We start from the raw sequence: 22,396 nt of genomic DNA on the forward strand, positions 1-22,396 counted from the left end.
GCGGTGGCAACAGCGGCAAACATGGCGCCGTCCATTCCGGTGGACCGCCAATTCGATTTCCGGGATGCGGACTTCACCCGTGTCCGCAAGATGATCCACGCGCGCGCCGGCATTTCGCTGGGCGCGCACAAGCGGGAAATGGTCTACAGCCGCCTGGCGCGGCGCCTGCGCGCGCTGGGGCGGCAGGACTTCGGCAGCTACCTGGACCAGCTCGAAAACGAGCCCGACGCGGCTGAATGGGAAGATTTCGTCAACGCCCTGACGACCAACCTGACAGCGTTTTTCCGCGAGTCGCATCACTTTCCGATCCTGGCCGATTTCGCGCAGAAGCGCGGCGGTCCGGTGTCGGTGTGGTGCTGCGCCGCTTCGACGGGCGAAGAGCCGTACTCCATCGCCATCACGCTGGCCGAAGCGCTGGGACCGCGGGCCAGTGCCTGCTCGGTGCTGGCGACCGACATCGACACCAATGTGCTGAACCGGGCGCGCACCGCCGTCTATCCGGCCGAACGCGTGGCCAAGATGGAGGAAAGCCGGCTCAAGCGCTTCTTCCTGAAGGGCCGCGGCGCCAATGCCGGGCAGGTCAGGGTGCGCCCCGAGATTGCCGACATGGTGCGGTATGAAACGTTGAACCTGCTGGCGCCGTCCTGGCCGATCAGCGAGAAGTTCGACGTGATCTTCTGCCGCAACGTCATGATTTATTTCGACAAGCCGACCCAGGCGAAGATCCTTGAGCGGTTCGTGCCGTTGCTCAAGCCGGGCGGGCTGCTGTTTGCGGGCCATTCCGAGAACTTCACCTATATCAGTCGGGATTTCCGTCTGCGCGGGCAGACAGTCTACGAATGCGCAGGTAAGGCCTAGGCGCGCCCTTGCGGCGAGCTTGCGGCCAGACTTAGGCGGTAAAAAATGCAGAAAATCAGAGTCTTATGTGTGGATGATTCCGCGCTCGTGCGCGGACTGATGACCGAGATCATCAACAGCCAGCCCGATATGGAAGTGGTTGCGACCGCGCCCGACCCCCTGGTGGCGCGCGAGCTGATCAAGAAGCACAATCCCGACGTGCTGACGCTGGACGTGGAAATGCCCCGCATGGACGGGCTGGATTTCCTCGAGAAGCTGATGCGCCTGCGGCCGATGCCGGTGGTGATGGTGTCGTCGCTGACCGAGCGCGGCGGCGAAATCACGCTGCGCGCGCTGGAACTGGGCGCCATCGACTTCGTGACCAAGCCCAAGCTGGGCATCCGCGACGGCCTGCTCGAATACACCGAGATCATCGCCGACAAGATCCGCGCGGCCTCGCGCGCCAAGCTGCGCGCGCCCAGCCCGCACGCGCCGGCCGCGGCGCCCGCGCCGATGTTGCGCCGCCCGCTGTCCAGCTCGGAAAAGCTGGTGATCGTGGGCGCTTCCACGGGCGGCACCGAGGCCATCCGCGAGGTGTTGCAACCGCTGCCGCCGGACAGCCCGGCGATTCTCATCACGCAGCACATGCCGGCGGGCTTCACCCGTTCGTTCGCGCAGCGGCTGGACGCGCTCTGTGCCGTCACCGTCCGCGAGGCAGTGCATGGCGAACGCGTGCTGCCGGGCCACGTTTACCTGGCGCCGGGCGGCGACACGCACATGCGCCTAGGGCGCAGCGGCGCCAACTACGTGATCGAGCTGGAGGCCAGCGAACCGGTCAATCGCCACCGCCCGTCGGTGGACGTGTTGTTCAATTCCGCCGCCGTGGCGGCGGGCAAGAACGCCATCGGTGTCATCCTGACCGGGATGGGCAAGGACGGGGCGGCCGGCATGCTGGCCATGCACCGCGCCGGCGCCCATACCATCGCGCAGGATGAAGCCAGTTGCGTGGTCTTCGGCATGCCCCGGGAGGCCATCGCAATCGGTGCGGCTGACGAAGTAGTGCCGCTGTCGGCGATGAGTGAGCGCATTCTGACTCGCCTGGGCGACCGGGGGCACCGCGTGTGACGCGGATGCGGTCCCGATCGATCTCAAGCAAATTTCTTCTGGAGTAAAAGATGGTAGACAAGGGCATAAAGATTCTGGTGGTGGATGACTTCCCCACCATGCGGCGGATCATCCGCAACCTGCTCAAGGAACTCGGTTTCGAGAACGTGGACGAGGCCGAGGACGGCGCGATCGGCCTGGAGAAGCTGCGCAACGGCGGCTTCCAGTTCGTGGTGTCCGACTGGAACATGCCCAACCTGGACGGCCTGGAAATGCTCAAGCAGATCCGCGCCGACGCCAGCCTGGCCTCGCTGCCGGTGCTGATGGTGACGGCCGAGGCCAAGAAGGAAAACATCGTCGCGGCGGCCCAGGCCGGCGCCAACGGTTACGTGGTCAAGCCTTTCACCGCGGCGACGCTGGAAGAGAAGCTGGTCAAGATCTTCGAGAAAATTGGCGGCTGAGGTGTGCAATGAGCACGACGCAGAATGATGACTCGACCGAATCGCCCGACCTGATTCACCGTATCGCCTCGCTGACGCGCATGCTGCGCGACAGCATGCGCGAACTGGGCCTGGACCAGGCGATCAAGGACGCCGCCAACGCGATTCCCGATGCCCGCGACCGCCTGCGCTACGTGGCGCAGATGACCGAGCAGGCCGCCAACCGGGTCTTGAACGCGACCGAGGCCGCGGGCCCGATCCAGGACGGCATGTCGCGCTCGGCGCAGGCGCTCGATGGCCGCTGGCAGCAATGGTACGACCAGCCGCTGGAACTGCCCGAGGCCCGTGAACTGGTCAAGGACACGCGCGCGTTCCTGCAGGACGTGCCCAAGCAGACGCAGCAGACCCAGTCCAAGCTGATGGAAATCATCATGGCCCAGGACTTCCAGGACCTGACCGGCCAGGTCATCATGCGCATGATGGACGTGGTCGGCGCGATCGAGCGCGAGCTGTTGCAGGTGCTGCTGGACAACGTGCCGCAGGAACGCCGCGACGAGGCCAACAGCCTGCTCAACGGCCCGCAGGTCAGCCCGCAGGGCAAGACCGACGTGGTCACCAGCCAGGACCAGGTCGACGACCTGCTGGCCAGCCTGGGCTTCTGATCCGGCGGGCGAGGGCGGGCCGCCAGGGCCCGCCGGCCACCGCCGCGAGGCCGGGCATGGACGTATTCCCTAAGGGTGCGAAGCGGCGCCCTTGGGTAGACTGCAAAACAATAAGAATCGGGGCCCAGCAGTAGGAGACGGGCGCGCGCGCCCAGGCAACGGATGTCCATAGAAGACGATCCGGGCCGCACAAGGAGGTGCCATCTTGGCCAGATCCACATTCCGATTCGGAGGCATCTGGGGGTTGTTGCGCCGGCTCAACCACGGCCGCGCCACGCTCTCGGAACGCCCGCTGTCGTTCAGTCCGGCCGCATGGCCGTTGTATCGCTTCCTGGCCGGCATCCGCGGCCGGATCGCCACGGTGCGGCAATCCAGCATCGAGATCGCCTTGAATACCGCCCGGACCCAGTTCCAGGCCGGCCGCTGCGCGCAACTGGCGCAGGAACAGGCGCGGGCGGCCGAGGCGCTGGCGGCCAGCGGCGCGCAGATCGCGGCGCTGTCGGCATCCACGTCCACCCACGCGCGCGAGATCGCCGACGTGTCCGGCCAGAATCTGCGCGCCGCCGAGCAGGCGCTGGCGGAGCTGTCCGAGGTCAAGGAGCGGGTCGACCGTATGACCCGGGAGATGGCCGCCTTCACCGATGTGGTGGGCCAGCTGACCGATCGGGCCCGGTCGGTGGGAGATATCAGCAAGCTGATCAAGGACATCGCGTTGCAGACGCAGTTGCTGGCCCTGAACGCGGGGGTCGAGGCGGCCCGCGCCGGCGACGCCGGCCGCGGCTTCGCCGTGGTGGCCAGCGAGGTCGGCCGCCTGGCCGAACGGGTCAATGCGGCCACCAGCGATATCGGCCGCCACACCGGTGAAATGCTGGGGCTGGTGGATTCGACCCAGCGCCAGACCGGCACGCTGCGCGAGGATGTGGACGCCTCGGGCGCGGTGCTGGACAAGACGCGCCAGGATTTCCAGCATTTCGTGCGGGATTTCGACAGCATGAATCGCCAGGTGGGCGAGGTGGTGCAGGCCATCGGCGAGGTCGATGCCACCAACCACGGAATGAGCCAGGACGTGAGCCGTATCGCGGCGCTGAGCGCCGACGTGCGCGAGCGGGTGGCGAGCATGTCCGGTGAGATCGATCGGATCCGGCGCCAGACCGAAAGCGTGCAGGAGGTGCTGTCGGACATGCGGACCGGCAATACCGCGTTCGACCGCCTGTCCGAGGCGCTGGACGCCTTCCGAGCGGCCGCGACCCGGCTGCTGGAACAGGCGCGGGCGCGCGGCCTGGATGTGTTCGATCGCCACTACCAGCGGATCGCGGGCAGCGAGCCGCCGCGCTACCACACGGCCTATGACCGCGGCATCGACGAGGCGCTGACACAGTTGCTGGACAGCGTGCTGGAGGCGGTGCCTGGCGGCAGCTACGCGCTGCTGGTGGATGCGCGGGGCTATGCGCCGGCCCACAACAGCCGCTATTCGCACCCTCCCAGCGGCGATCCGGCGCAGGATATCGCGCGGGTGCGGCACAAGCGGATCTTCGACGATCCGGTCGGGGCGCGCCTGGCCGCGAACACGGACACCCTGCTGTTTCAGACCTACTCCCGTGACACGGGGGAGATCGTCAACGATATTTCCATGCCTTTGTATCTGGACGGGGAGCATTGGGGCGCGGTGCGCATCGGGCTGGATTACGTGCGTTTCCAGGCCGCGCTGGAGGCCGGCGCGGCGCCCCGCGGCGCGGTGGCGGCGACCGGCTGAGCGGCGCCGTTGCGGGACGGGCGGGGTGGGGCGGACGAGTCCGCCGGCGCCCGGGCCGGGGCCAGGCCTGGCGCATCCGGGAATAGCGCCGCTTTCCCCCCGTTTCTTGGCTTATCGCCAAAGGGCCAGGCCTCCTAGAATCTCGGCGGGCAGCTCGTAATCCGAAAATCCGCGAGCCGCAACGATACCGCAGAGCATGGCCGAAGAAAGCGACCTCGAGAAAACCGAAGCCGCCTCTCCCAGGCGCCTGGAAAAGGCGCGCGAGGAGGGGCAGATTGCGCGTTCCCGGGAATTGGGCACGTTCATGATGCTGGCCGTCGGTGTCGGGGCGATCTGGGCCGGCGGCGGCACGATTTATAAGGGACTGAGCGGGGTGCTGCGCAACGGGCTGGCGTTCGACCAGCGCGTGGTGGCCGACCCGGGCGTGATGGTCGAACAGGCCGTCAACGGCTTCGGCCATGCGCTGATGGTGATCCTGCCGATCTTCGGCCTGCTGGCAGTGATCGCGGTGCTGTCCAGCGTGCTGCTGGGCGGGATCGTCATCTCGGGCAAGCCGCTGTCGCCGAATTTCTCCAAGCTGAGCCTGTTCGCCGGACTCAAGCGGATGTTCTCGGCCCAGACCGTGGTCGAGCTCATCAAGGCGCTGGCCAAGGCGATGCTGGTGGGTGGCGTGGCGGTGTGGATCCTGTGGCGCTACCACGACGACATGCTGGGCCTGATGCACGTGGCGCCATCGGCCGCGCTGACCAAGGCGCTGAGCCTGGTGGCGATGTGCTGCGCCTTCATCGTCGCCTCGTTGCTGGTGATCGTGCTGCTGGACGTGCCATGGCAGATCTGGAGCCACCTCAAGAAGCTGCGCATGTCCAAGGAAGACGTGCGCCAGGAACACAAGGAAAGCGAAGGCGACCCGCATACCAAGGCCCGCATCCGCCAGCAGCAGCGCCAGGCCGCGCGCCGCCGCATGATGTCCGAAGTGCCCAAGGCCGACGTGGTGGTGACCAACCCGACCCACTACGCCGTGGCGCTGAAGTACGAGGAAGACAAGAACGGCGCGCCGCGGGTGCTGGCCAAGGGCACCGGGCTGATCGCCGCCAAGATCCGCGAACTGGCCGCCGAACATCGCATTCCCACATTGGAGGCGCCGCCGCTGGCGCGCGCCCTGTATCAACACGTCGAGCTGGGGCAGGAAATCCCGGCCGAGCTATACACCGCGGTCGCGGAAGTGCTGGCGTGGGTATTCCAGTTGCGCTCGTGGCGCTCGGGATGGGGGGCCGAACCGACGGCGCCGACGTCCCTGGCCGTGCCGGCCGCGCTGGACCCGCAGGCCAAAACCGCAGCACAAGGAGCTTAAGGAATGAGCGCTCTGCTCACCATGTTGAAAAGCAACGGAGCCACGCACGCGCGGCTTCTGGCCGGCCCCATCCTGATCGTGATGGTGCTGGGCATGATGGTGCTGCCGCTGCCCACCTTCCTGCTGGACCTGCTGTTCACCTTCAACATCGCGCTGTCGGTGATGATCCTGCTGGTGGCCATGTTCACCCGCAAGCCGCTGGATTTCGCCGCCTTCCCGGCCGTGCTGCTGTTCGCCACGCTGCTGCGCCTGTCGCTGAACGTCGCCTCGACCCGGGTGGTGCTGCTGCACGGCCACACCGGCCCGGACGCGGCGGGCAAGGTGATCGAGGCCTTCGGCCACTTCCTGGTGGGAGGCAACTTCGCCGTCGGCATCATCGTCTTCATCATCCTGACCATCATCAACTTCATCGTCATCACCAAGGGCGCCGGGCGGATCGCCGAAGTCGGCGCGCGCTTCACGCTGGACGCGATGCCCGGCAAGCAGATGGCGATCGACGCCGACCTGAATGCCGGCCTGATCGGCGAGGACGAGGCGCGCAAGCGCCGCGCCGAGGTGTCGCAGGAATCCGACTTTTTCGGCTCGATGGACGGCGCCAGCAAGTTCGTGCGCGGCGACGCCATCGCCGGCCTGCTGATCATGGCCATCAACATCATCGGCGGCCTGATCGTGGGCGTGGCCCAGCACGACATGTCGATGAGCGATTCGGCCCGCGTCTACACGCTGCTGACCATCGGCGACGGCCTGGTGGCGCAGATCCCGGCGCTGGTGATCTCGACCGCCGCCGGCGTGGTGGTGTCGCGCGTGTCGACCGACCAGGACATCGGCCAGCAGATCATCAGCCAGCTGTTCTCCAACCCCAGCGTGATGTTCCTGACCGCCGGCATCATCGGCATCATGGGCCTGATCCCCAACATGCCGCACATCGCCTTCCTGACCCTGGCCGGCGCGCTGGCCTGGGGCGGCTGGGCCATGCACAAGCGGCGCAAGGCCGCCGAGGTGGCGGCCAGCGAGGTGCCGCAGCAGGCCGTGACGCAGGCGCAGGCGGCAGCGGCCGAAGCCAGCTGGGATGACGTTTCGATGGTGGACCAGCTTGGACTGGAAGTCGGCTACCGCCTGATCCCGCTGGTCGACCACGCCCAGAACGGCGAACTGCTGCACCGCATCCGCAGCCTGCGCAAGAAATTTGCCCAGGACGTGGGCTTCCTGCCGCCGGTGGTGCACATCCGCGACAACCTGGAACTCAAGCCCAACGACTACCGCATCCTGCTGTCCGGCGTCGAGATCGGCCACGGCGTGGCCATGCCGGGCCAGTGGCTGGCGATCGACCCGGGCGGCGTGACCATGCAGATCAAGGGCACGCCCACCACCGATCCGGCCTTCGGCCTGCCGGCGCTGTGGATCGACGGCAGCCTGCGCGACCAGGCCCAGGTGGTGGGCTACACGGTGGTGGATGCCGGTACCGTGGTCGCCACCCACCTGAACCACCTGATGCACCGCCACGGTTCCAACCTGCTGGGCCGCCAGGAAGTGCAGCAGTTGCTGGACCGCATCGGCCGCGACGCGCCCAAGCTGGTCGAGGACCTGGTGCCCAAGACGCTGTCGCTCACGGCGCTGCAGAAGGTGCTGCAGGGTCTGTTGGCCGAGGAAGTGCCGATCCGCGACATGCGCACCATCATCGATACGCTGTCCGAGCATGGGCCGCGCCTGGCGGCGCTGGCGGCGGGTTCGGGCGGCCAACCCGACATCAACGAGCTGATCGCGCTGACGCGCCGCTCGCTTGGCCGCGCCATCACCCAGCAGTGGTTCCCGGGCGAGGGCGAGTTGCGCGTGATCGGCCTGGACGTCAAGCTCGAACGCGTGCTGTCGCAGGCGCTGACGACCAGCGGCGGCCTCGAACCAGGCCTGGCGGATACGCTGCTGCGCGAAACCCAGGCGGCGGTCGAACGCCAGGAGTCGCAGGGCAACGCGCCGGTGCTGCTGGTGTCGCCGGTGCTGCGCGCGCCGTTGTCGCGCTTCCTGCGCCACCATCTGCCGCAGCTGGGCGTGCTGTCGAATACGGAAATTCCCGATGAACGCATGGTCCGCGTGACCGCGCTCATCGGCGGAGGTAATGGGCAATGAAAATAAGCCGCTTCTTTGGAGCCAACAGCCGGGACGTGATGCGCCAGGTGCGCCAGGTGCTCGGACCCGACGCGCTGATCGTGTCGAACCGTAGTGTCGATGGCGGCATCGAAGTGCTGGCCACCGTCGAAGGCGCTTTCGATGATGCGCAGCAGCACGCGCAGGAACCCGCGCCGCGCGGCTACGCCGACGGCTACGCGCGCGCGGCCGGCACGCCCGCCCCGCAGGTCCCGCCGGCCCCGGCCGCGCCGCGCCTGCAACCGCCGCCGGCCATGCCCGCGTCCTATGGCCTGGGCGCGCATGCCGCCATGGCGCCTCCTCCCCATAACGCGTCGATCGCGCCGCCCGCCGCGCCGCAGCCCGGTTACGCCGTGCCGTCGCGCTCGATTGCCGCCTATCAGTCGGCCTACGCCACGCCAGGCGTGCCGGAGCAGGAAGTCCTGCAGGAGCCCGTCGCCCGCCAGGCGCCGCCCGCAGCCGTGCCGCCGGCGGCGCCGGTCGTGGCGGCTCCGGCCCCCGCCGGGCCGGTGCGGATGGAGATGCCGGCCTTGCCGCCGGCGCGCCCGGCGCCGCCCGCGGCGCCTGCGCCAATGGAACGCCCGGCGCCGTCGGTTGGGCCATCGCCCATGGCGCGCATGCCGGACGCGCCGTTGCGCAATGGCCCGGCGATGCCGCCCGCGGCCCTGCCCAACGACGCGGCGGCCGGATTGCAGGACGCCATCAGCGCGTTGCGCGGCGCGCTGGAAAGCCGTATGGACGGGCTGCTCTGGGGCGGCCGGCAGGGGCCTGGCCGCGAGCCGGCGGGCGCCGCCTTGTTCCGCAGCCTGCTGGATGCCGGCTTCAGCACCAAGCTGGTGCGCACGCTGGTCGAACGCATGCCGGCGGGCGCGACGCCCGAGGCGGCGCTGGCCTGGGCCCGCAATGAACTCGTCACGCACCTGCCCGTGCTGGGTTCGGAAGATGAATTCCTGGGCGGTGGCGTGTATGCGCTGGTCGGACCGACCGGCGTGGGCAAGACCACCACGCTGGCCAAGCTGGCGGCGCGCTGCGTGGCGCGCGAGGGCCGCGAACAGGTGGCGATGCTGACCACCGACAATTTCCGGATCGGCGCCCTCGAGCAATTGCAGATCTATGGCCGCCTGATGGGCGTGCCGGCGCATTCGGTGCGCGACGCGGGCGAACTGCGCCGCATCCTGGGCGAACTGGGCAACCGCAAGATCGTGCTGATCGACACCACGGGTATCAGTCAGCGCGATCGCCAGGTGGCGGAGCAGGCCTCGATGCTGTGTAACGCCGGCAAGCCGGTGCGCCGGCTGCTGGTGCTCAATGCCGCCAGCCAGGGCGATACGCTGGACGAAGTCGCGCATGCCTACCGCAATGGCGTGGGCGAGGACGTGGCCGGCTGCATCATCACCAAGCTGGACGAGGCCTCGCGCCTGGGCGCGGCGCTGGACACGGCGATCCGCCACCGGCTGCCGATCCATTATTCGTCGATCGGCCAGAAGGTGCCCGAGCACCTTGAATTGGCGCGCGCCGATGCGCTGATCGACCGGGCCTTCGCCATGGTCGAGCGCGCCCGCGCGCTGTATGCGCCCAGCGAGGCCGACATGGCGTCGCTGTGGTCGACGCCGCGCGAGACCGAGGCCGTCGATCCGGCGCGGCGGCGGCAACTGCTGGCGTCCGCCATCCTGCGTCCGCAAGCCGGCGCGGGCTCGATCGAAGCCGCCCAGAACCTGGACGACACCCTGGGCTGGCTCGATAGCGATCCGGCCTGCGTGCAGGCGCGCGCTTCCTGGCGCGAGTATGTCAGCGACGGCGCCGGCTCCAGCCTGGCGGCGTTGGGTGAAACGCCGCTGGCGATGGCGCGGCGCGAGTTCCCCACGGCCTGCGGCCGGCATCTGCTGGCGATGCACGGCAAGACCAGCATGAAGGGCGAGGGTTTGCCCGGTGGCACGCTGCTCAGCACGATGCTGATGAGCGACCGGGGCGCGGCCTTGGCGGCGCCGGCGCAGCAACTGGTGCTGCCGCATGGCATGCTGTCCTCGTTCGCGCCGGCGGCGGCGGCGCAGCCGGATACGGCATTGGCGCTGGAGGCGCGGGTGCGCTGGCTGGGCGAGCAACTGGCCCGCCTGCCGCTGGTGCATATGCTGGAAGCGGGCACCTCGGCCCTGTGGCAGAGCCTGAGCGGGCAGGGGGCCTCATGGGTGGCGCGCAGTCCGGGCGGCATGCGCGTGATCCAGGATGAATGTCCGACCAACCTGAATGCGGTCGGCAAGAGCGTCGGCTACCTGCCGGTGGGGCAGCCGGGCGACATGCCGGGCCTGCGGGCCGTGCCGGGCACCCGCCCGGCGCCGCTGGCGCTGTGGGCCTCGGGCACTGAGATCGGCCTGCCCGGCCGGGGCGAAGAAACACGCCTGCGCCTGGTGTGCGCGCGGCTGATCGATACCGCCAGCGGCGAGGTCGCGGGCCAGCTGTTCGGCCTGACCAACCTTGCGGCCAGCCAGGCGGATGCCGCCACGGTGGCCCGCTGGCTGGTGCTGCAGGAAGAAGCGCGCGCGGGCTTTCGCTACATGGCCAACGCCTGGCAGGCGTTGCCCGCGGTCGACGGCGCCCACACGCTGGCGCGGCAGTCGCTCATGGCAGGCCAGCTCGGCGCGGCCTGCTGGCAGCTGGCGCACGCGCCGACGGCGGACGGCGTGCGCGCCACCCTGTCGGGCGTGGTCAGTCCGGAGCGCAAGCTCACGGGCCGGCTATTGCCGGTGGCGCTGTTGAAGATGTTCGCGATGCTGGAAATGGCCGGAGGCGTTTGAACGGTTCCCGCATGCCCTGCGGGGCCTCGAAAGCAAACAGCCCGCGGATGCGGGCTGTTTGTTTTTGAAGCAGGGAGAGGCTAGCCGGCGACGATCGACTTGCGGCCCGGCGTGGCGCGGGCCCCGCGGCCCTGCGCGTCGTAGGTGGACGGGCCGCCCATGCCGCCCAGGTTGCGCAGCGCGTCCAGCGATTGCTGGGTGTAGCGCAGGTGCACGTCGATCAGGGCGCCATTGCGCAGGTTGATCTCGTTGGCGGAGGCGGACTTGGCCAGCAGTGCCTGCCAGACGCCGGACAGCTGCGGATGCAGTACGGCGGCCTGTTCGGTGCCGGCGTGCCCGGCGGGCAGGCCGATCTCGGCCAGCAGGCCGTCGCGCGTCTGGCTCAGGTCGACCAGCTGCTGGGCGACCTGGCTCTTGCGTTCGGTGATGTCATGCAGCGCGTCGACGTTGCCCGGCCCGACCAGCACTTTGGTCTCTTCTTCGAGGATGGAAGAAAACTCGGTGATCAAGGTGTCTTCCTGCCGCAGGCAGGCTTGCAGGGACTCGACTGGGCTCATGGTCATGCTCTGGCGTACGGTCGGAAGGCGATGGGGTTACTTCAGCAGGTCGCGGGCGCTGGCGATCAGGCCGTCGGCGATGCGGCTGGTGTCGATCTTGAGCTGGCCCGAGGCGATGGCCGCCCGGATGGCCGCGACACGTTCGACGTTGATGTCGTTCGAGCCGTCCTGCAGGGCGAGCATTTTGCGCGAGGCCGAGCTCAGCGCGACTTGCGAGCTGCTGGCGCCGCTGCCGCCGCCGGCGCCGTAGGCCTGGGCGACCGAGGATTCGGCGCGAGGGCTGACGGCGTCGGCCGAGATGGGCCGGTTGGTGGTCGAATTGATTTTCAAGGTTTTCTCCGCAGGGCGTCCTGGGTCGATTTGCGACGGATCCGCCTACTTATGCCTCTGTAACGACAAGGTCGGAAGGAACTTTAGGGTAGGCGGCGCCTGGCCGCAACGCGATATGTAACAGTACCTATAGTTGTATTTCGACCAACCCCGCGTTGCGCACCACGCCGCTGACCACCTGTCCGCTGGCCGTGCGCACCTGGACCGTGGCGCCGGGCGCCGCATTGTCCAGCGCCTGGCCTTCGCTGCTGACCACGAAACCCTTGCCGCGGGCGTTGATGCGCACATTCGAGCCGCGCACCACCGACTGGGCATTGCGCAGCGCGGCGCCCTTGACTGGCTGGCCGGCATTGATGCGGTAGGCCGCCGTCATGCCGACCACGGTCTGGGGATTGGTGATGACGCCAGGGGGCAGGGCCACCAGGTCGCCGTCGCGCGGGGCGAGGTCGGCGGGCGTCAGGGCCTGGCCTGCCGCGATCATGCGCGAGGCGACATAGTAATGGCCCGGCACGCTGACCGTGGCCTGCACATAGGTGGTCCAGGCCTTGGGGCCGTTGCAGCGCACGCCCACCGTCATGCGCGAACGGAGCTTCATGCCTGACGGCATAAATGGGGACAATGCATCGCAAGGGGCCAGCCGTTCGGCCCGGGGCGGGTCGATGGCGACCGAAGGCTCGCCGGGCAGGCCGGCCAGTTGTTCCAGCAAATAGGCCCGCGCGGCGATGGTGATGGCCTCGGGCGCCTGGACGGCGGCCTCTTGCGCCCGGGCCGCGGCAACGGGAGCCAGCAGCAGGGCGGCCAGGCAGGCGGCGCGCGCGCGGAGGTTTGCGGGGGATTTCATGATGTCTGAATTGTAGAAGGCCGCGTCGCTTGGCAATACGTGAATTGGATGAGAAATGACGGGTTATTTGGCTGATTGTGTTGTGCCACCCGACCCTATGATGCCGTCATCCAATGGGATAACGGTGCGTCCGCTGTCCCGGGTTTCATCCGTATTGAAGGCGACCCGATGCTAGACCGGCTTAACGAAGATTTCCGCTTCTTCCAGCAGTCCCTGGGGCTGCGCGCGCAGCGCCAGGAAGTGCTGTCCTCGAACATCGCCAACGCCGACACGCCGAACTACAAGGCGCGCGATTTTGATTTCAAGGCGGCGATGCAGAACGCCATGGAAGGCTCCAAGCGCCTGCCCGACACGTCGCTGACGCTGACCTCGGCGCGGCACATCCCGGCGAAGGCCGTGTCCGAAGGGCCGACCCAGATGCTGTACCGGCTGCCCTACCAGCCCAGCATGGACGGCAACACGGTCGACATGGACATCGAACGGGTCCAGTTCGCCGACAACACCTTGCACTACCAAAGCACGATGCAGCTGCTGTCGGGGCGTATCCGCACCATGATGGCCGCCATCCAGGATTGATTTTCATAGGGAACCGCAGGCAATGTCCTTGTTGAGCATTTTCGATATCGCCGGTTCGGCGCTGAGCGCGCAATCGCAGCGCATGAACGTGGCGGCCAGCAACATGGCCAACGCAGACAGCGTGGTCGGCCCGGACGGCCAGCCGTACCGCGCCCGCCAGGTGGTGTTCCAGGTCAATCCGCCGGCCGGTCAGGCGCTGGGCCGCGAGATCGGCGGCGTGCGGGTGGCCGGCGTGGTGGTGGACCAGTCTCCGCTCAAGCAGGTCTACGACCCCAAGCATCCGCTGGCCGACGCCCAGGGCTATGTCAGCATGCCCAACGTCGACCCCGTGGCGGAAACCGTCAACATGATCGCGGCGTCGCGGTCGTACCAGGCCAACGTCGAGGTGCTGAACACCGCCAAGAGCCTGATGCAGAAGACGCTCACCATCGGCCAATCCTGATTCAAGAACTCTGCGCGCCCGCGCCGCCCGCGCGGAAATGACTCCTGATCAAGCGAACTCATGACCACTGTCGACCAAACCACAAGCAAGACCGCCATGGGCCTGGCGCAAACCGGCGCCAACAGCGCCAGTACCGCGCAGGGCCTGCAGGACCAGTTCCTGAAGCTGCTGGTGACGCAGCTCAAGAACCAGGATCCGCTGAACCCCATGCAGAACGCCGAGCTGACTTCGCAGCTGGCGCAGATCTCCACGGTGGAAGGCATCACCAATCTCAAGAACACCATGCTGGCCATCAGCGGCCAGATCGACGTGTCGCAATCGATGAACGCCGTGGCGATGATCGGCAAGGGCGTGCTGGTGCCTGGCTCGAACGTCAAGGTGGGCGTCAGTACCGAGAATCCCGCCGAGCGCGTGGTCACGCCCTACGGCATCGATCTGCAGAAGGATGCGGTCAAGGTGCAGGTGCGCATTGCCGACAGCAACGGCGCGGTCGTGCGCACCATCGAACTGGGCGAGCAGAAGGCCGGCGTGTACACGCTGGACTGGGACGGCAAGAACGACGCCGGCGTGGCGCTGGACGCGGGCGCGTACACCGTGTCCGTCCTGGCCACGGACGGCGACGACAAGAAGGTGGCCGCCGAAGTACTGAAGTACGGCAAGGTCAAGAGCGTGGCGTACTCCACCAACGGCCTGCGCCTGGACATGGGCCTGGATGGCCAGACCAGCATGCTGGACGTGCGCAAGGTGATCGGCTGAAGCGGGCCGGTTTGATTATCAGCCGGCGCCACGGCGGCGGTTTCAAAATTTAGAGATCAGCGAGAGAAAACATGGGCTTCGGACAAGGATTGAGCGGCTTGAACGCCGCGGCGCAGAACCTGGACGTCATCGGCAACAACATCGCCAACTCGGGCACCGTCGGCTTCAAGTCGTCGACCGCCTCGTTCGCCGACGTCTACGCCAGTTCGCGCGTCGGCCTGGGCACCAAGGTGGCGGCCATCACCCAGCGTTTCACGGTGGGCACGGTCAACGGCGGTGGCGGCGAATACGACATCGCCATCGATGGCGCCAAGGGCATGTTCCGCGTCACGGACGAGAGCGGCGCGATCATGTACACGCGCAACGGCGAATTCCTGGTCGACAAGAACAACTTCATCGTCAACGCGCAGGGCTATCGCCTGACCGGCTACCCCGCGGGCGCGATCGGCGCCAACCCGGTCGAACTGCAGTTGCCGACCGCCAACGTCGCGCCCAAGGCTACCACCACGGCCACCACGGTCGCCAACCTGGACGCCAACGCCAAGGTCATCTACCAGGTCGACACGGTGACCGCGCCGGCCGTGAACGGCTCGGTGACGATGACCGGCGACACGCCGCCGTCGCCCGCTACGCAATACAACTTCACGCGCGACGCAACCGGCAACATCGTCTGGGTGAACCAGCCGCCGGCCGGCACCTATGGCGCCGCGCCCAACCTGATCACGATCGACGCCGCCGGCGCCGTCACGACCGGCAACCTGGCCCAGGTGCCCGGCTACAAGGACTACACCGCGGCCGTGACGGAGGTCGGCAAGCCGTTCGACCCCAAGGTCACCACCAGCTACACCAACGCCTCGCCCATGACGGTCTACGACTCGCTGGGCAACTCGCACCAGGTGATGCAGTATTTCGTCAAGCGCGCCGCCGACGCCGCGGGCAACAGCGTCTACGACGTCTATTACTCGATTGACGGCCAGGCCATGGCGCCGACCACCGAGACGGGCGGCGTGTGGGGCAACCCGACCCAGTTCACCTTCAACAAGGCGGGCGTGATGACCAGCGCCACCACGGTCAACCTGTCGTTCGCGGCCCCGGGCGGCGGCACCACGCCGGCCGATCCGCTGGCTGTCTCCGTGAATTATGCCGGCACCACCCAGTACGGCAGCGCCTACGCGCTCAAGGCCGTGCCGGACGGCTACACCTCGGGTGAATTCCGCGGCATCAACATCGGCGCCGACGGCAGCCTGGTGGCGCAATACACCAACGGCGAGACCTCGATCGTCGGCACCATCGTGCTGGCCGACTTCGCCAACCTGCAGGGCCTGCAGCCGGTGGGCAACAACGCCTGGAAGGAAACCGCCACGTCGGGCCAGCCGATCCTCGGCCAGCCGGGCAGCAACGGCCTGTCCAAGGTGGTGGGCCAGGCGACCGAGTCGTCCAACGTCGACATGAGCAAGGAGCTGGTCAACATGATCATCGCCCAGCGCACCTACCAGGCCAACTCGCAGACCATCAAGACCCAGGACGAGATCATGCAAGTCCTGATGAACCTGAAGTAATGCCTGACGGGCACGCGACGACACCGACGGAATAGGCAATGGATCGAATCATCTACACCGCCATGAATGGCGCAGCGCGGATCACGGAGCACCAGGCCGCGCTCTCCAACAACATGGCCAACGTGAACACGCCGGGCTTTCGCGAGCAGATCGCGCTGTACCGGTCGGTTCCGGTGAATGACGGCGTGAGCCTGCCGACGCGTGTCTCGACGGTGGCGTCGACGCCCCGCAACAACTTCGAAATGGGCAATATGCAGACCACCGGCCGCGACCTGGACGTGGCCCTGGCCAGCTCCAACGGCTGGATCGCGGTGCAGACCCCGCAGGGCGAGGCCTATACCCGCGCCGGCAGCCTGCAGGTGGGCGTGAACGGCCTGCTGCAGACCTCGCTGGGCCAGCCGGTGATGTCCGACCAGAACGGCATCATCGACGTGCCCGACCAGGCCGCGCTGACGATCACCTCGGACGGCACCATCACCGCCATCGGCGCCGGCGACGCGCCCAACAACATCCTCAACCTGGGCCGCATCAAGCTGGCCAACCCGCCCGAGGCGCAACTGGTGCATGGCGACGACGGCGTCTTCCGCCTGGCGCCGGTCAACGGCCAGCCGGCCCCGCCGGTGCCGGCCGATCCCAGCCTGCGGGTGCTGTCGGGCGTGTTGGAAGGCAGCAATACCAATCCCATGGCGGCGATGGTGGGCATGATCGAAAACGCCCGCCGCTTCGAGCAGCAGATGCAGGTGGTGCAGCAGGCGGATCGCAACGCCGAACGCGCCAACGGCATCCTCTCGGTTTCCTGATCCGGTCAGCCGATCCGAACCAAATAATTTTCGCGCGCGGCCGGGCCGCCGCACCAGGAGTACTTCATCATGATGCGTTCGCTGTGGATTGCCAAGACGGGCCTGGAAGGTCAACAGACCTCGATGGACGTGATTTCCAACAACTTGGCCAACGTCGCGACCAACGGCTTCAAGCGTGGCCGCGCCGTGTTCCAGGACCTGATGTACCAGACCCTGCGCCAGCCCGGCGCCCAGGTCGGCGACGCGACGCAGCTGCCGTCGGGCCTGCAGCTCGGTACCGGCGCCCGCGTGGCCGCCACCGAGCGCATCCACACCACCGGCGGCCTGAACAACACCGGCGGCGAGCTGGACGTGGCGATCAATGGCCGCGGCTTCCTGCAGGTCGAGCTGCCCGATGGCACCCAGGCCTATACGCGCGACGGCGCGCTGCAGCGCGACCAGAACGGCCAGCTGACCACCGTCAGCGGCTACGTGATCCAGCCGCCCATGAACGTGCCCGACAACGCCCTGTCGATCTCCATCGGCAAGGACGGCATCGTCTCGGTGACGCAGCCGGGCGCGGCCGGCGTCAACGTGCAGATCGGCCAGTTGCAGATCGCCACCTTCATCAACCCCACGGGCCTGCAGAGCGTGGGCGAGAACCTGTACCTGGAAACCGACGCCTCGGGTCCGGCCAACCTGTTGCAGCCCGGCGTGGACGGCGCCGGCACGTTCATGCAGAACTACGTCGAAACTTCCAACGTGAACGTCGCCGAGGAACTGGTCAACATGATCACGACCCAGCGCGCCTACGAAATGAACAGCAAGGCCGTCAAGACCTCGGACGAAATGCTGGCCCGCCTGACCCAACTGTGATGCCCATGTCGTCTGTCCTGCGTCTGGTTTCGAGTGCTGCCCTGGCTTTGCTGGTGGCCGGTTGCGCCATGATCCCGCCCGAACCCATCGTGACCGGGCCGACGACGGCGGCGCCGCCGCCGCCGCCGATGCCGGCGGCGCAGCCCACCGGTTCGATCTACCAGCCCACGACTTACGGCAATTACCCGTTGTTCGAGGACCGCCGTCCGCGCAATGTTGGCGATATCGTCACCATCGTGCTGAACGAAAAGACCAACGCCTCCAAGAACGTCGCCACCAACACCAACCGCAGCGGCAGCGCCAGCCTGGGCATCACGGCCGCGCCGTCCTTCATGGACAGCTGGGCCAATGCCAACCTGAACACCGACGCCAAGGGCGGCAACGTGGCGCAGGGCAAGGGCGACAGCACCGCCAACAATGCCTTCACCGGCACCATCACCACCACCGTGGTGGGGGTGATGTCCAACGGCAACCTGCAGGTGGCCGGTGAAAAGCAGATCGCCATCAACCGCGGCAGCGAATACGTGCGCTTCTCGGGCGTGGTTGATCCGCGCTCGATCACCGGGACGAACACCGTGTCGTCCACCCAGGTGGCCGATGCCCGTATCGAATACCGCAGCAAGGGCGTCATGGACGAGGTCCAGACCATGGGCTGGCTGCAACGCTTCTTCCTGATCGCTTCGCCGTTCTGAACATGAAACAACCCACTCCGATTTCCGCCTTGCTGTCCCTGCTGGCGCGCGTCTGTGTCGCGGCGGGGCTGTTGGCCGGCGCTTCGGCGGCGCATGCCGAACGGCTCAAGGACCTGGCTTCCATCCAGGGTGTGCGCGGCAACCAGTTGATCGGTTATGGCCTGGTGGTGGGCCTGGACGGCAGCGGCGACCAGGTGCGCCAGACCCCGTTCACGCAGCAGAGCCTGACCAACATGCTGTCGCAGCTGGGCATCACCGTGCCCGCCGGCAGCAACATGCAGCTCAAGAACGTGGCGGCCGTCATGGTGACGACGACCCTGCCGGCCTTCGCCCGGCCCGGCCAGACGCTGGACGTGGTGGTGTCGTCCATGGGCAACGCCAAGAGCCTGCGCGGCGGCACGCTGCTGATGACGCCGCTCAAGGGCGCCGACAGCCAGGTCTACGCGATCGCCCAGGGCAACATCCTTGTGGGCGGCGCCGGCGCCTCGGCTGGCGGTTCCAGCGTGCAGATCAACCAGCTCAACGGCGGCCGCATCAGCGGCGGCGCGATCGTCGAGCGCGGCGTGCCGACCACCTTCGCGCGCGACGGCTACATCTACCTGGAGATGAACAACACCGACTTCGGCACCGCCCAGAACGTGGTCAACGCATTGAACCGCAAGTTCGGGCAGGGCACCGCCACCGCGCTGGATGGCCGGGTGGTGCAGGTGCGCACGCCGATGGAGCAGGCGTCGCAGGCGCGCTTCCTGTCGCAGGTCGAGGACCTTCAGGTGACGCGCGCGCCCACCGTGGCCAAGGTCATCATCAATGCCCGCACCGGCTCGGTGGTCATGAACCGCACGGTCATGATCGAAGAGGCCGCCGTGGCGCACGGCAACCTGTCGGTCATCATCAATCGCCAGAACCAGGTGTCGCAGCCGGACACGCCGTTCACCGAAGGGCAGACGGTGGTGGTGCCGAATACCCAGATCGAAGTGCGCCAGGACAACGGCTCGCTGCAGCGCGTCACCACCAGCGCCAACCTGGCCGACGTGGTCAAGGGCTTGAACGCCCTGGGCGCCACGCCGCAAGACCTGCTGGCGATCCTGCAGGCCATGAAGACCGCCGGCGCCTTGCGCGCCGAGCTCGAGATCATCTGACCGCCATGGCGTACACCAACAACAGCGCGCGCCTGGGCAGCCGCCAGGATTCCGTGTTCGACATGGGGCGCCTGTCGGACCTGAAGCGCGATGTGACCAAGGACCCGGCCAATCCCGGGACCGAACAGCAGAAGCAGGTCGCCAAGCAGTTCGAGGCGCTGTTCCTGCAGATGATGCTCAAGCGCATGCGCGAGGCGACCCCGAAAGAGGGGCTGTTCGACTCGCAGCAGACGCAGATGCTGCAATCCATGGCCGATGAGCAGCTGGCGCTGCACCTGGCCACGCCCGGCATCGGTCTGTCGCAATCGATCCTGGCGCAGATGCAGCAGGGCAAGCCGGGCGATCTGCCGGCCGAGGCCGTGCAGCGCCTGGGGCAGGGCACCGACCTGGACTTCCAGACCGGCGGCTCGCGGCAGGTGTCGGCGCTGATGGACGTGATGCGCAACAACCGCGCCAGCGACCGCGCCCTGGCCGCGGCCGAGGGCGCGCCCGAGCACGTCATCAATTTCGTCTCGAAGATGTCGCGCGCGGCCACGCTGGCCTCGCAGCAAAGCGGCGTGCCGGCCCGCCTCATCATGGGCCAGGCGGCCCTGGAGTCCGGCTGGGGCCAGCGCGAAATCAAGCACGAGGATGGCCGCACCAGCTACAACCTGTTCGGCATCAAGGCCGGCCCCAGCTGGAAGGGCAAGGTCGTCAACGTGCTGACCACCGAATACGAAGACGGTGTCGCGAAAAAAGTGACGCAACCTTTCCGGGCCTATTCGTCCTACGAGGAATCGTTCGCCGACTACGCCCGCCTGATCGGCAACAGCCCGCGCTACGAAGCCGTGACGCAGGCGCGCAACGAGATCGAGGCGGCCCGCCGCATCCAGAGCGCCGGCTATGCCACCGATCCGCAGTATGCGCAGAAATTGATCGGTGTCATGAGCCAGCTGCGTGGCGCCGCCGCCAAGGTGGATATTTCGCGCCAGATGTTGGAAGGACTCTAAATTTGGACGGCCGGTTGCCGTTAACCGGGTATCCAGACATATCAGTTGCGGTTACATACGGGGCATTGTCAGCATGAATCTGTATAAATTGGCGTTGGGCGGGCTGAATGCGTCCCAGGCAGGCCTGGCGACCACCGGCCACAATATCAACAATGCCACCACGGTCGGCTACAACCGCCAGCGCGTCATGATCTCGACCGCCGGCGCCCAGGCCACCACCAACGGCTACATCGGCCGCGGCGTCCAGGTCGACACCGTCGTGCGCAGCTACGACAGCTTCCTGTACAAGCAACTGGTGGGCGCGCAGGGCAGCGGCGCCCAGCTGCAGGCGCAGCTCGACCAGGTGTCGCAGGTCAACAACCTGTTCGCCGACCGCACCGTGGGCATCGCCCCGGGGCTGACCAATTTCTTCACCAGCATGAATACCGTGGCCAGCAAGCCCGCGGATCCCGCCGCGCGCCAGGACTTGCTGGGCAAGGCCAACAGCCTGACCACCCAGATCCGTTCGGCCTACCAGGAAATGCAGAACCAGCGCCTGGGCCTGAACACGCAGATCACCACCACGGTCGAACAGGTCAACAGCTACCTGACCCGCATCAACGACCTGAACAGCCAGATTTCCACCGCCCGCGCCAAGGCCGGCGGCAATCCGCCCAACGACCTGCTGGACCAGCGCGACCAGGCCGTGTCGGAACTGAACCAGCTGATCGGCGTCACCACCTACGAGCAGGGCGACAAGCTCAGCATCTCGCTGGCTTCGGGCGGCCAGGCGCTGCTGTCGGGCGACACCGTCTATCCCTTGCAGGCCGTGTCGTCCGCCAAGGACGTCAGCCGCACCGTCATCGCCTATACGTTGCCGGCCGGTTCCGGCGGCAAGACCGTGGCGGTTGAGCTGAACGACGCCGAAGTCACCGGCGGCAAGCTGGGCGGTCTGCTGCAGTTCCGCGCCACCTCGCTGGACTTCATGCAGGCGCAACTGGGCCAGATGGCCGTGGGCCTGGCGCTGTCGTTCAACGAGCAGCACCGCCAGGGCCTGGACACCGCCGGCAATCCCGGCACCGATTTCTTCAGCATCGGCAAGCCGCAAGGCGTGCCGAACGCCGGCAACAAGAGCGGCGCGCAGATCAGCGGCGAGTTCACCAACGTGAACAATATCAACGCCAAAGACTACGAAATCAGTTTCGACGGCACCAACTACATGGTGACGCGCCTGCCGGAAGGCACCCAGGTCTACAACGGCCCGGCCACCGGCACGCCGCCCACCGCCACCCTGGACCTGAACGCCGAGATGGGCGTCACGCTGACGATCGACTCGCCGCCGCAGGCTGGCGACAAGTGGGCGCTGTCGCCCACCCGCGATGCCGCGCGCGACATCAAGGTGATCATCACCGACCCGGAGAAAGTGGCCGCGGCCGACACCGAGGGCGGTGACGCCAACGGCAAGAACGCGCTCAAGCTGGCGCAACTGCAGAACACCAAGGTGCTGGGCCACGGCACCATGAGCATCACCGAGATGTTCGGGCAGGTGGTCAACACCGTCGGCGTGCAGACCGCGCAGATTCAATCGGCCAACACCGCGCAGAAGAACCTCATCGCCCAGAAGACCGCCGCGCAGCAGGCCGTTTCGGGCGTGAACCTGAACGAAGAATACGTGAGCCTGTCGCTCTACCAGGAGCAATACCAGGCCAGCGCCCGCATCATCGACGTCGCCAGCACGCTGTTCGATACGCTGCTGGGCCTGCGCGGCTGATCGGATCGTTGAAATCGTGACCTATCAAG

The 22,396-nt window shown here is 67.3% G+C and carries 21 protein-coding genes; 18 read left to right on the forward strand and 3 right to left on the reverse strand.

Annotated features, from left to right (window positions below; all coding sequences use genetic code 11):
• The first annotated feature begins 21 nt into the window (after positions 1–21).
• From AC6CR5_RS02955 to flhF, 8 genes are all read left to right on the forward strand, one after another.
• Positions 22–858: a CheR family methyltransferase gene (locus tag AC6CR5_RS02955; protein ID WP_020927331.1), complete on the forward strand. Its 837-nt coding sequence runs from the start codon at positions 22–24 to the stop codon at positions 856–858.
• A gap of 45 nt (positions 859–903) precedes the next feature.
• Positions 904–1,962 (forward strand): protein-glutamate methylesterase/protein-glutamine glutaminase, encoded by a 1,059-nt coding sequence (locus AC6CR5_RS02960; protein ID WP_006387516.1) that lies wholly within the window; start codon positions 904–906, stop codon positions 1,960–1,962.
• Positions 1,963–2,012: 50 nt separating this feature from the next.
• Complete coding sequence (gene cheY, locus AC6CR5_RS02965) at positions 2,013–2,402, forward strand: chemotaxis response regulator CheY (protein ID WP_006387517.1); 390 nt, start codon at positions 2,013–2,015, stop codon at positions 2,400–2,402.
• 8 nt (positions 2,403–2,410) lie between these two features.
• Positions 2,411–3,043: a protein phosphatase CheZ gene (gene cheZ / locus AC6CR5_RS02970; RefSeq protein ID WP_006387518.1), complete on the forward strand. Its 633-nt coding sequence runs from the start codon at positions 2,411–2,413 to the stop codon at positions 3,041–3,043.
• A 205-nt stretch (positions 3,044–3,248) separates the two neighbouring features.
• Positions 3,249–4,796 (forward strand): methyl-accepting chemotaxis protein, encoded by a 1,548-nt coding sequence (locus AC6CR5_RS02975; protein ID WP_498085260.1) that lies wholly within the window; start codon positions 3,249–3,251, stop codon positions 4,794–4,796.
• Positions 4,797–4,992: 196 nt separating this feature from the next.
• Positions 4,993–6,147 (forward strand): flagellar biosynthesis protein FlhB, encoded by a 1,155-nt coding sequence (flhB, locus tag AC6CR5_RS02980; RefSeq protein ID WP_076469356.1) that lies wholly within the window; start codon positions 4,993–4,995, stop codon positions 6,145–6,147.
• Between the two features lie 3 nt (positions 6,148–6,150).
• The gene (gene flhA, locus AC6CR5_RS02985) at positions 6,151–8,271 is read left to right on the forward strand and encodes a flagellar biosynthesis protein FlhA (protein ID WP_006387521.1); all 2,121 of its coding nucleotides are present in this window, start codon (positions 6,151–6,153) and stop codon (positions 8,269–8,271) included.
• Positions 8,268–11,081 (forward strand): flagellar biosynthesis GTPase FlhF, encoded by a 2,814-nt coding sequence (flhF, locus tag AC6CR5_RS02990; protein ID WP_148319475.1) that lies wholly within the window; start codon positions 8,268–8,270, stop codon positions 11,079–11,081. The genes flhA and flhF overlap by 4 nt, the downstream gene beginning before the upstream one ends.
• Positions 11,082–11,161: 80 nt before the next feature.
• Here flhF and AC6CR5_RS02995 read toward each other — a convergent pair whose 3' ends face one another.
• From AC6CR5_RS02995 to flgA, 3 genes are all read right to left on the reverse strand, one after another.
• Positions 11,162–11,638, reverse strand: coding sequence for a flagella synthesis protein FlgN (locus tag AC6CR5_RS02995; protein ID WP_026385116.1), 477 nt, complete (start codon positions 11,636–11,638; stop codon positions 11,162–11,164).
• A 36-nt stretch (positions 11,639–11,674) separates the two neighbouring features.
• Entirely contained in the window at positions 11,675–11,968 is a 294-nt protein-coding gene (gene flgM / locus AC6CR5_RS03000; protein WP_006385251.1) for a flagellar biosynthesis anti-sigma factor FlgM, read from the reverse strand.
• 127 nt (positions 11,969–12,095) lie between these two features.
• Entirely contained in the window at positions 12,096–12,809 is a 714-nt protein-coding gene (gene flgA, locus AC6CR5_RS03005; protein ID WP_047992805.1) for a flagellar basal body P-ring formation chaperone FlgA, read from the reverse strand.
• A gap of 168 nt (positions 12,810–12,977) precedes the next feature.
• Between flgA and flgB the strand changes: the two genes are divergently transcribed.
• The 10 genes from flgB to flgK all read left to right on the forward strand — a co-directional run bounded on the left by flgB (position 12,978) and on the right by flgK (position 22,367).
• Positions 12,978–13,385 carry a flagellar basal body rod protein FlgB gene (gene flgB, locus AC6CR5_RS03010; protein WP_006385249.1) on the forward strand — a complete coding sequence of 136 codons (408 nt, stop codon included), beginning with the start codon at positions 12,978–12,980 and terminating at the stop codon, positions 13,383–13,385.
• A 22-nt stretch (positions 13,386–13,407) separates the two neighbouring features.
• Complete coding sequence (flgC, locus tag AC6CR5_RS03015; protein ID WP_006385248.1) at positions 13,408–13,827, forward strand: flagellar basal body rod protein FlgC; 420 nt, start codon at positions 13,408–13,410, stop codon at positions 13,825–13,827.
• 60 nt (positions 13,828–13,887) lie between these two features.
• Positions 13,888–14,583 (forward strand): flagellar hook capping FlgD N-terminal domain-containing protein, encoded by a 696-nt coding sequence (locus AC6CR5_RS03020; protein ID WP_020927338.1) that lies wholly within the window; start codon positions 13,888–13,890, stop codon positions 14,581–14,583.
• A gap of 71 nt (positions 14,584–14,654) precedes the next feature.
• The gene (locus AC6CR5_RS03025; RefSeq protein ID WP_047992760.1) at positions 14,655–16,142 is read left to right on the forward strand and encodes a flagellar hook-basal body complex protein; all 1,488 of its coding nucleotides are present in this window, start codon (positions 14,655–14,657) and stop codon (positions 16,140–16,142) included.
• A 38-nt stretch (positions 16,143–16,180) separates the two neighbouring features.
• Positions 16,181–16,942 carry a flagellar basal body rod protein FlgF gene (locus AC6CR5_RS03030; protein WP_006385245.1) on the forward strand — a complete coding sequence of 254 codons (762 nt, stop codon included), beginning with the start codon at positions 16,181–16,183 and terminating at the stop codon, positions 16,940–16,942.
• A 69-nt stretch (positions 16,943–17,011) separates the two neighbouring features.
• Positions 17,012–17,797, forward strand: coding sequence for a flagellar basal-body rod protein FlgG (flgG, locus tag AC6CR5_RS03035; RefSeq protein ID WP_006385244.1), 786 nt, complete (start codon positions 17,012–17,014; stop codon positions 17,795–17,797).
• Positions 17,797–18,489, forward strand: coding sequence for a flagellar basal body L-ring protein FlgH (locus AC6CR5_RS03040; protein ID WP_006385243.1), 693 nt, complete (start codon positions 17,797–17,799; stop codon positions 18,487–18,489). The genes flgG and AC6CR5_RS03040 overlap by 1 nt, the downstream gene beginning before the upstream one ends.
• A 2-nt stretch (positions 18,490–18,491) precedes the next feature.
• A complete protein-coding gene (locus AC6CR5_RS03045; RefSeq protein ID WP_006385242.1) occupies positions 18,492–19,628 on the forward strand; it encodes a flagellar basal body P-ring protein FlgI in 1,137 nt (378 codons plus the stop codon).
• Between the two features lie 5 nt (positions 19,629–19,633).
• The gene (gene flgJ, locus AC6CR5_RS03050; RefSeq protein WP_054473800.1) at positions 19,634–20,617 is read left to right on the forward strand and encodes a flagellar assembly peptidoglycan hydrolase FlgJ; all 984 of its coding nucleotides are present in this window, start codon (positions 19,634–19,636) and stop codon (positions 20,615–20,617) included.
• Between the two features lie 73 nt (positions 20,618–20,690).
• Positions 20,691–22,367: a flagellar hook-associated protein FlgK gene (gene flgK / locus AC6CR5_RS03055; RefSeq protein ID WP_020927343.1), complete on the forward strand. Its 1,677-nt coding sequence runs from the start codon at positions 20,691–20,693 to the stop codon at positions 22,365–22,367.
• Positions 22,368–22,396 lie beyond the last annotated feature (29 nt).

Source organism: Achromobacter sp. EG18, from assembly GCF_059759395.1.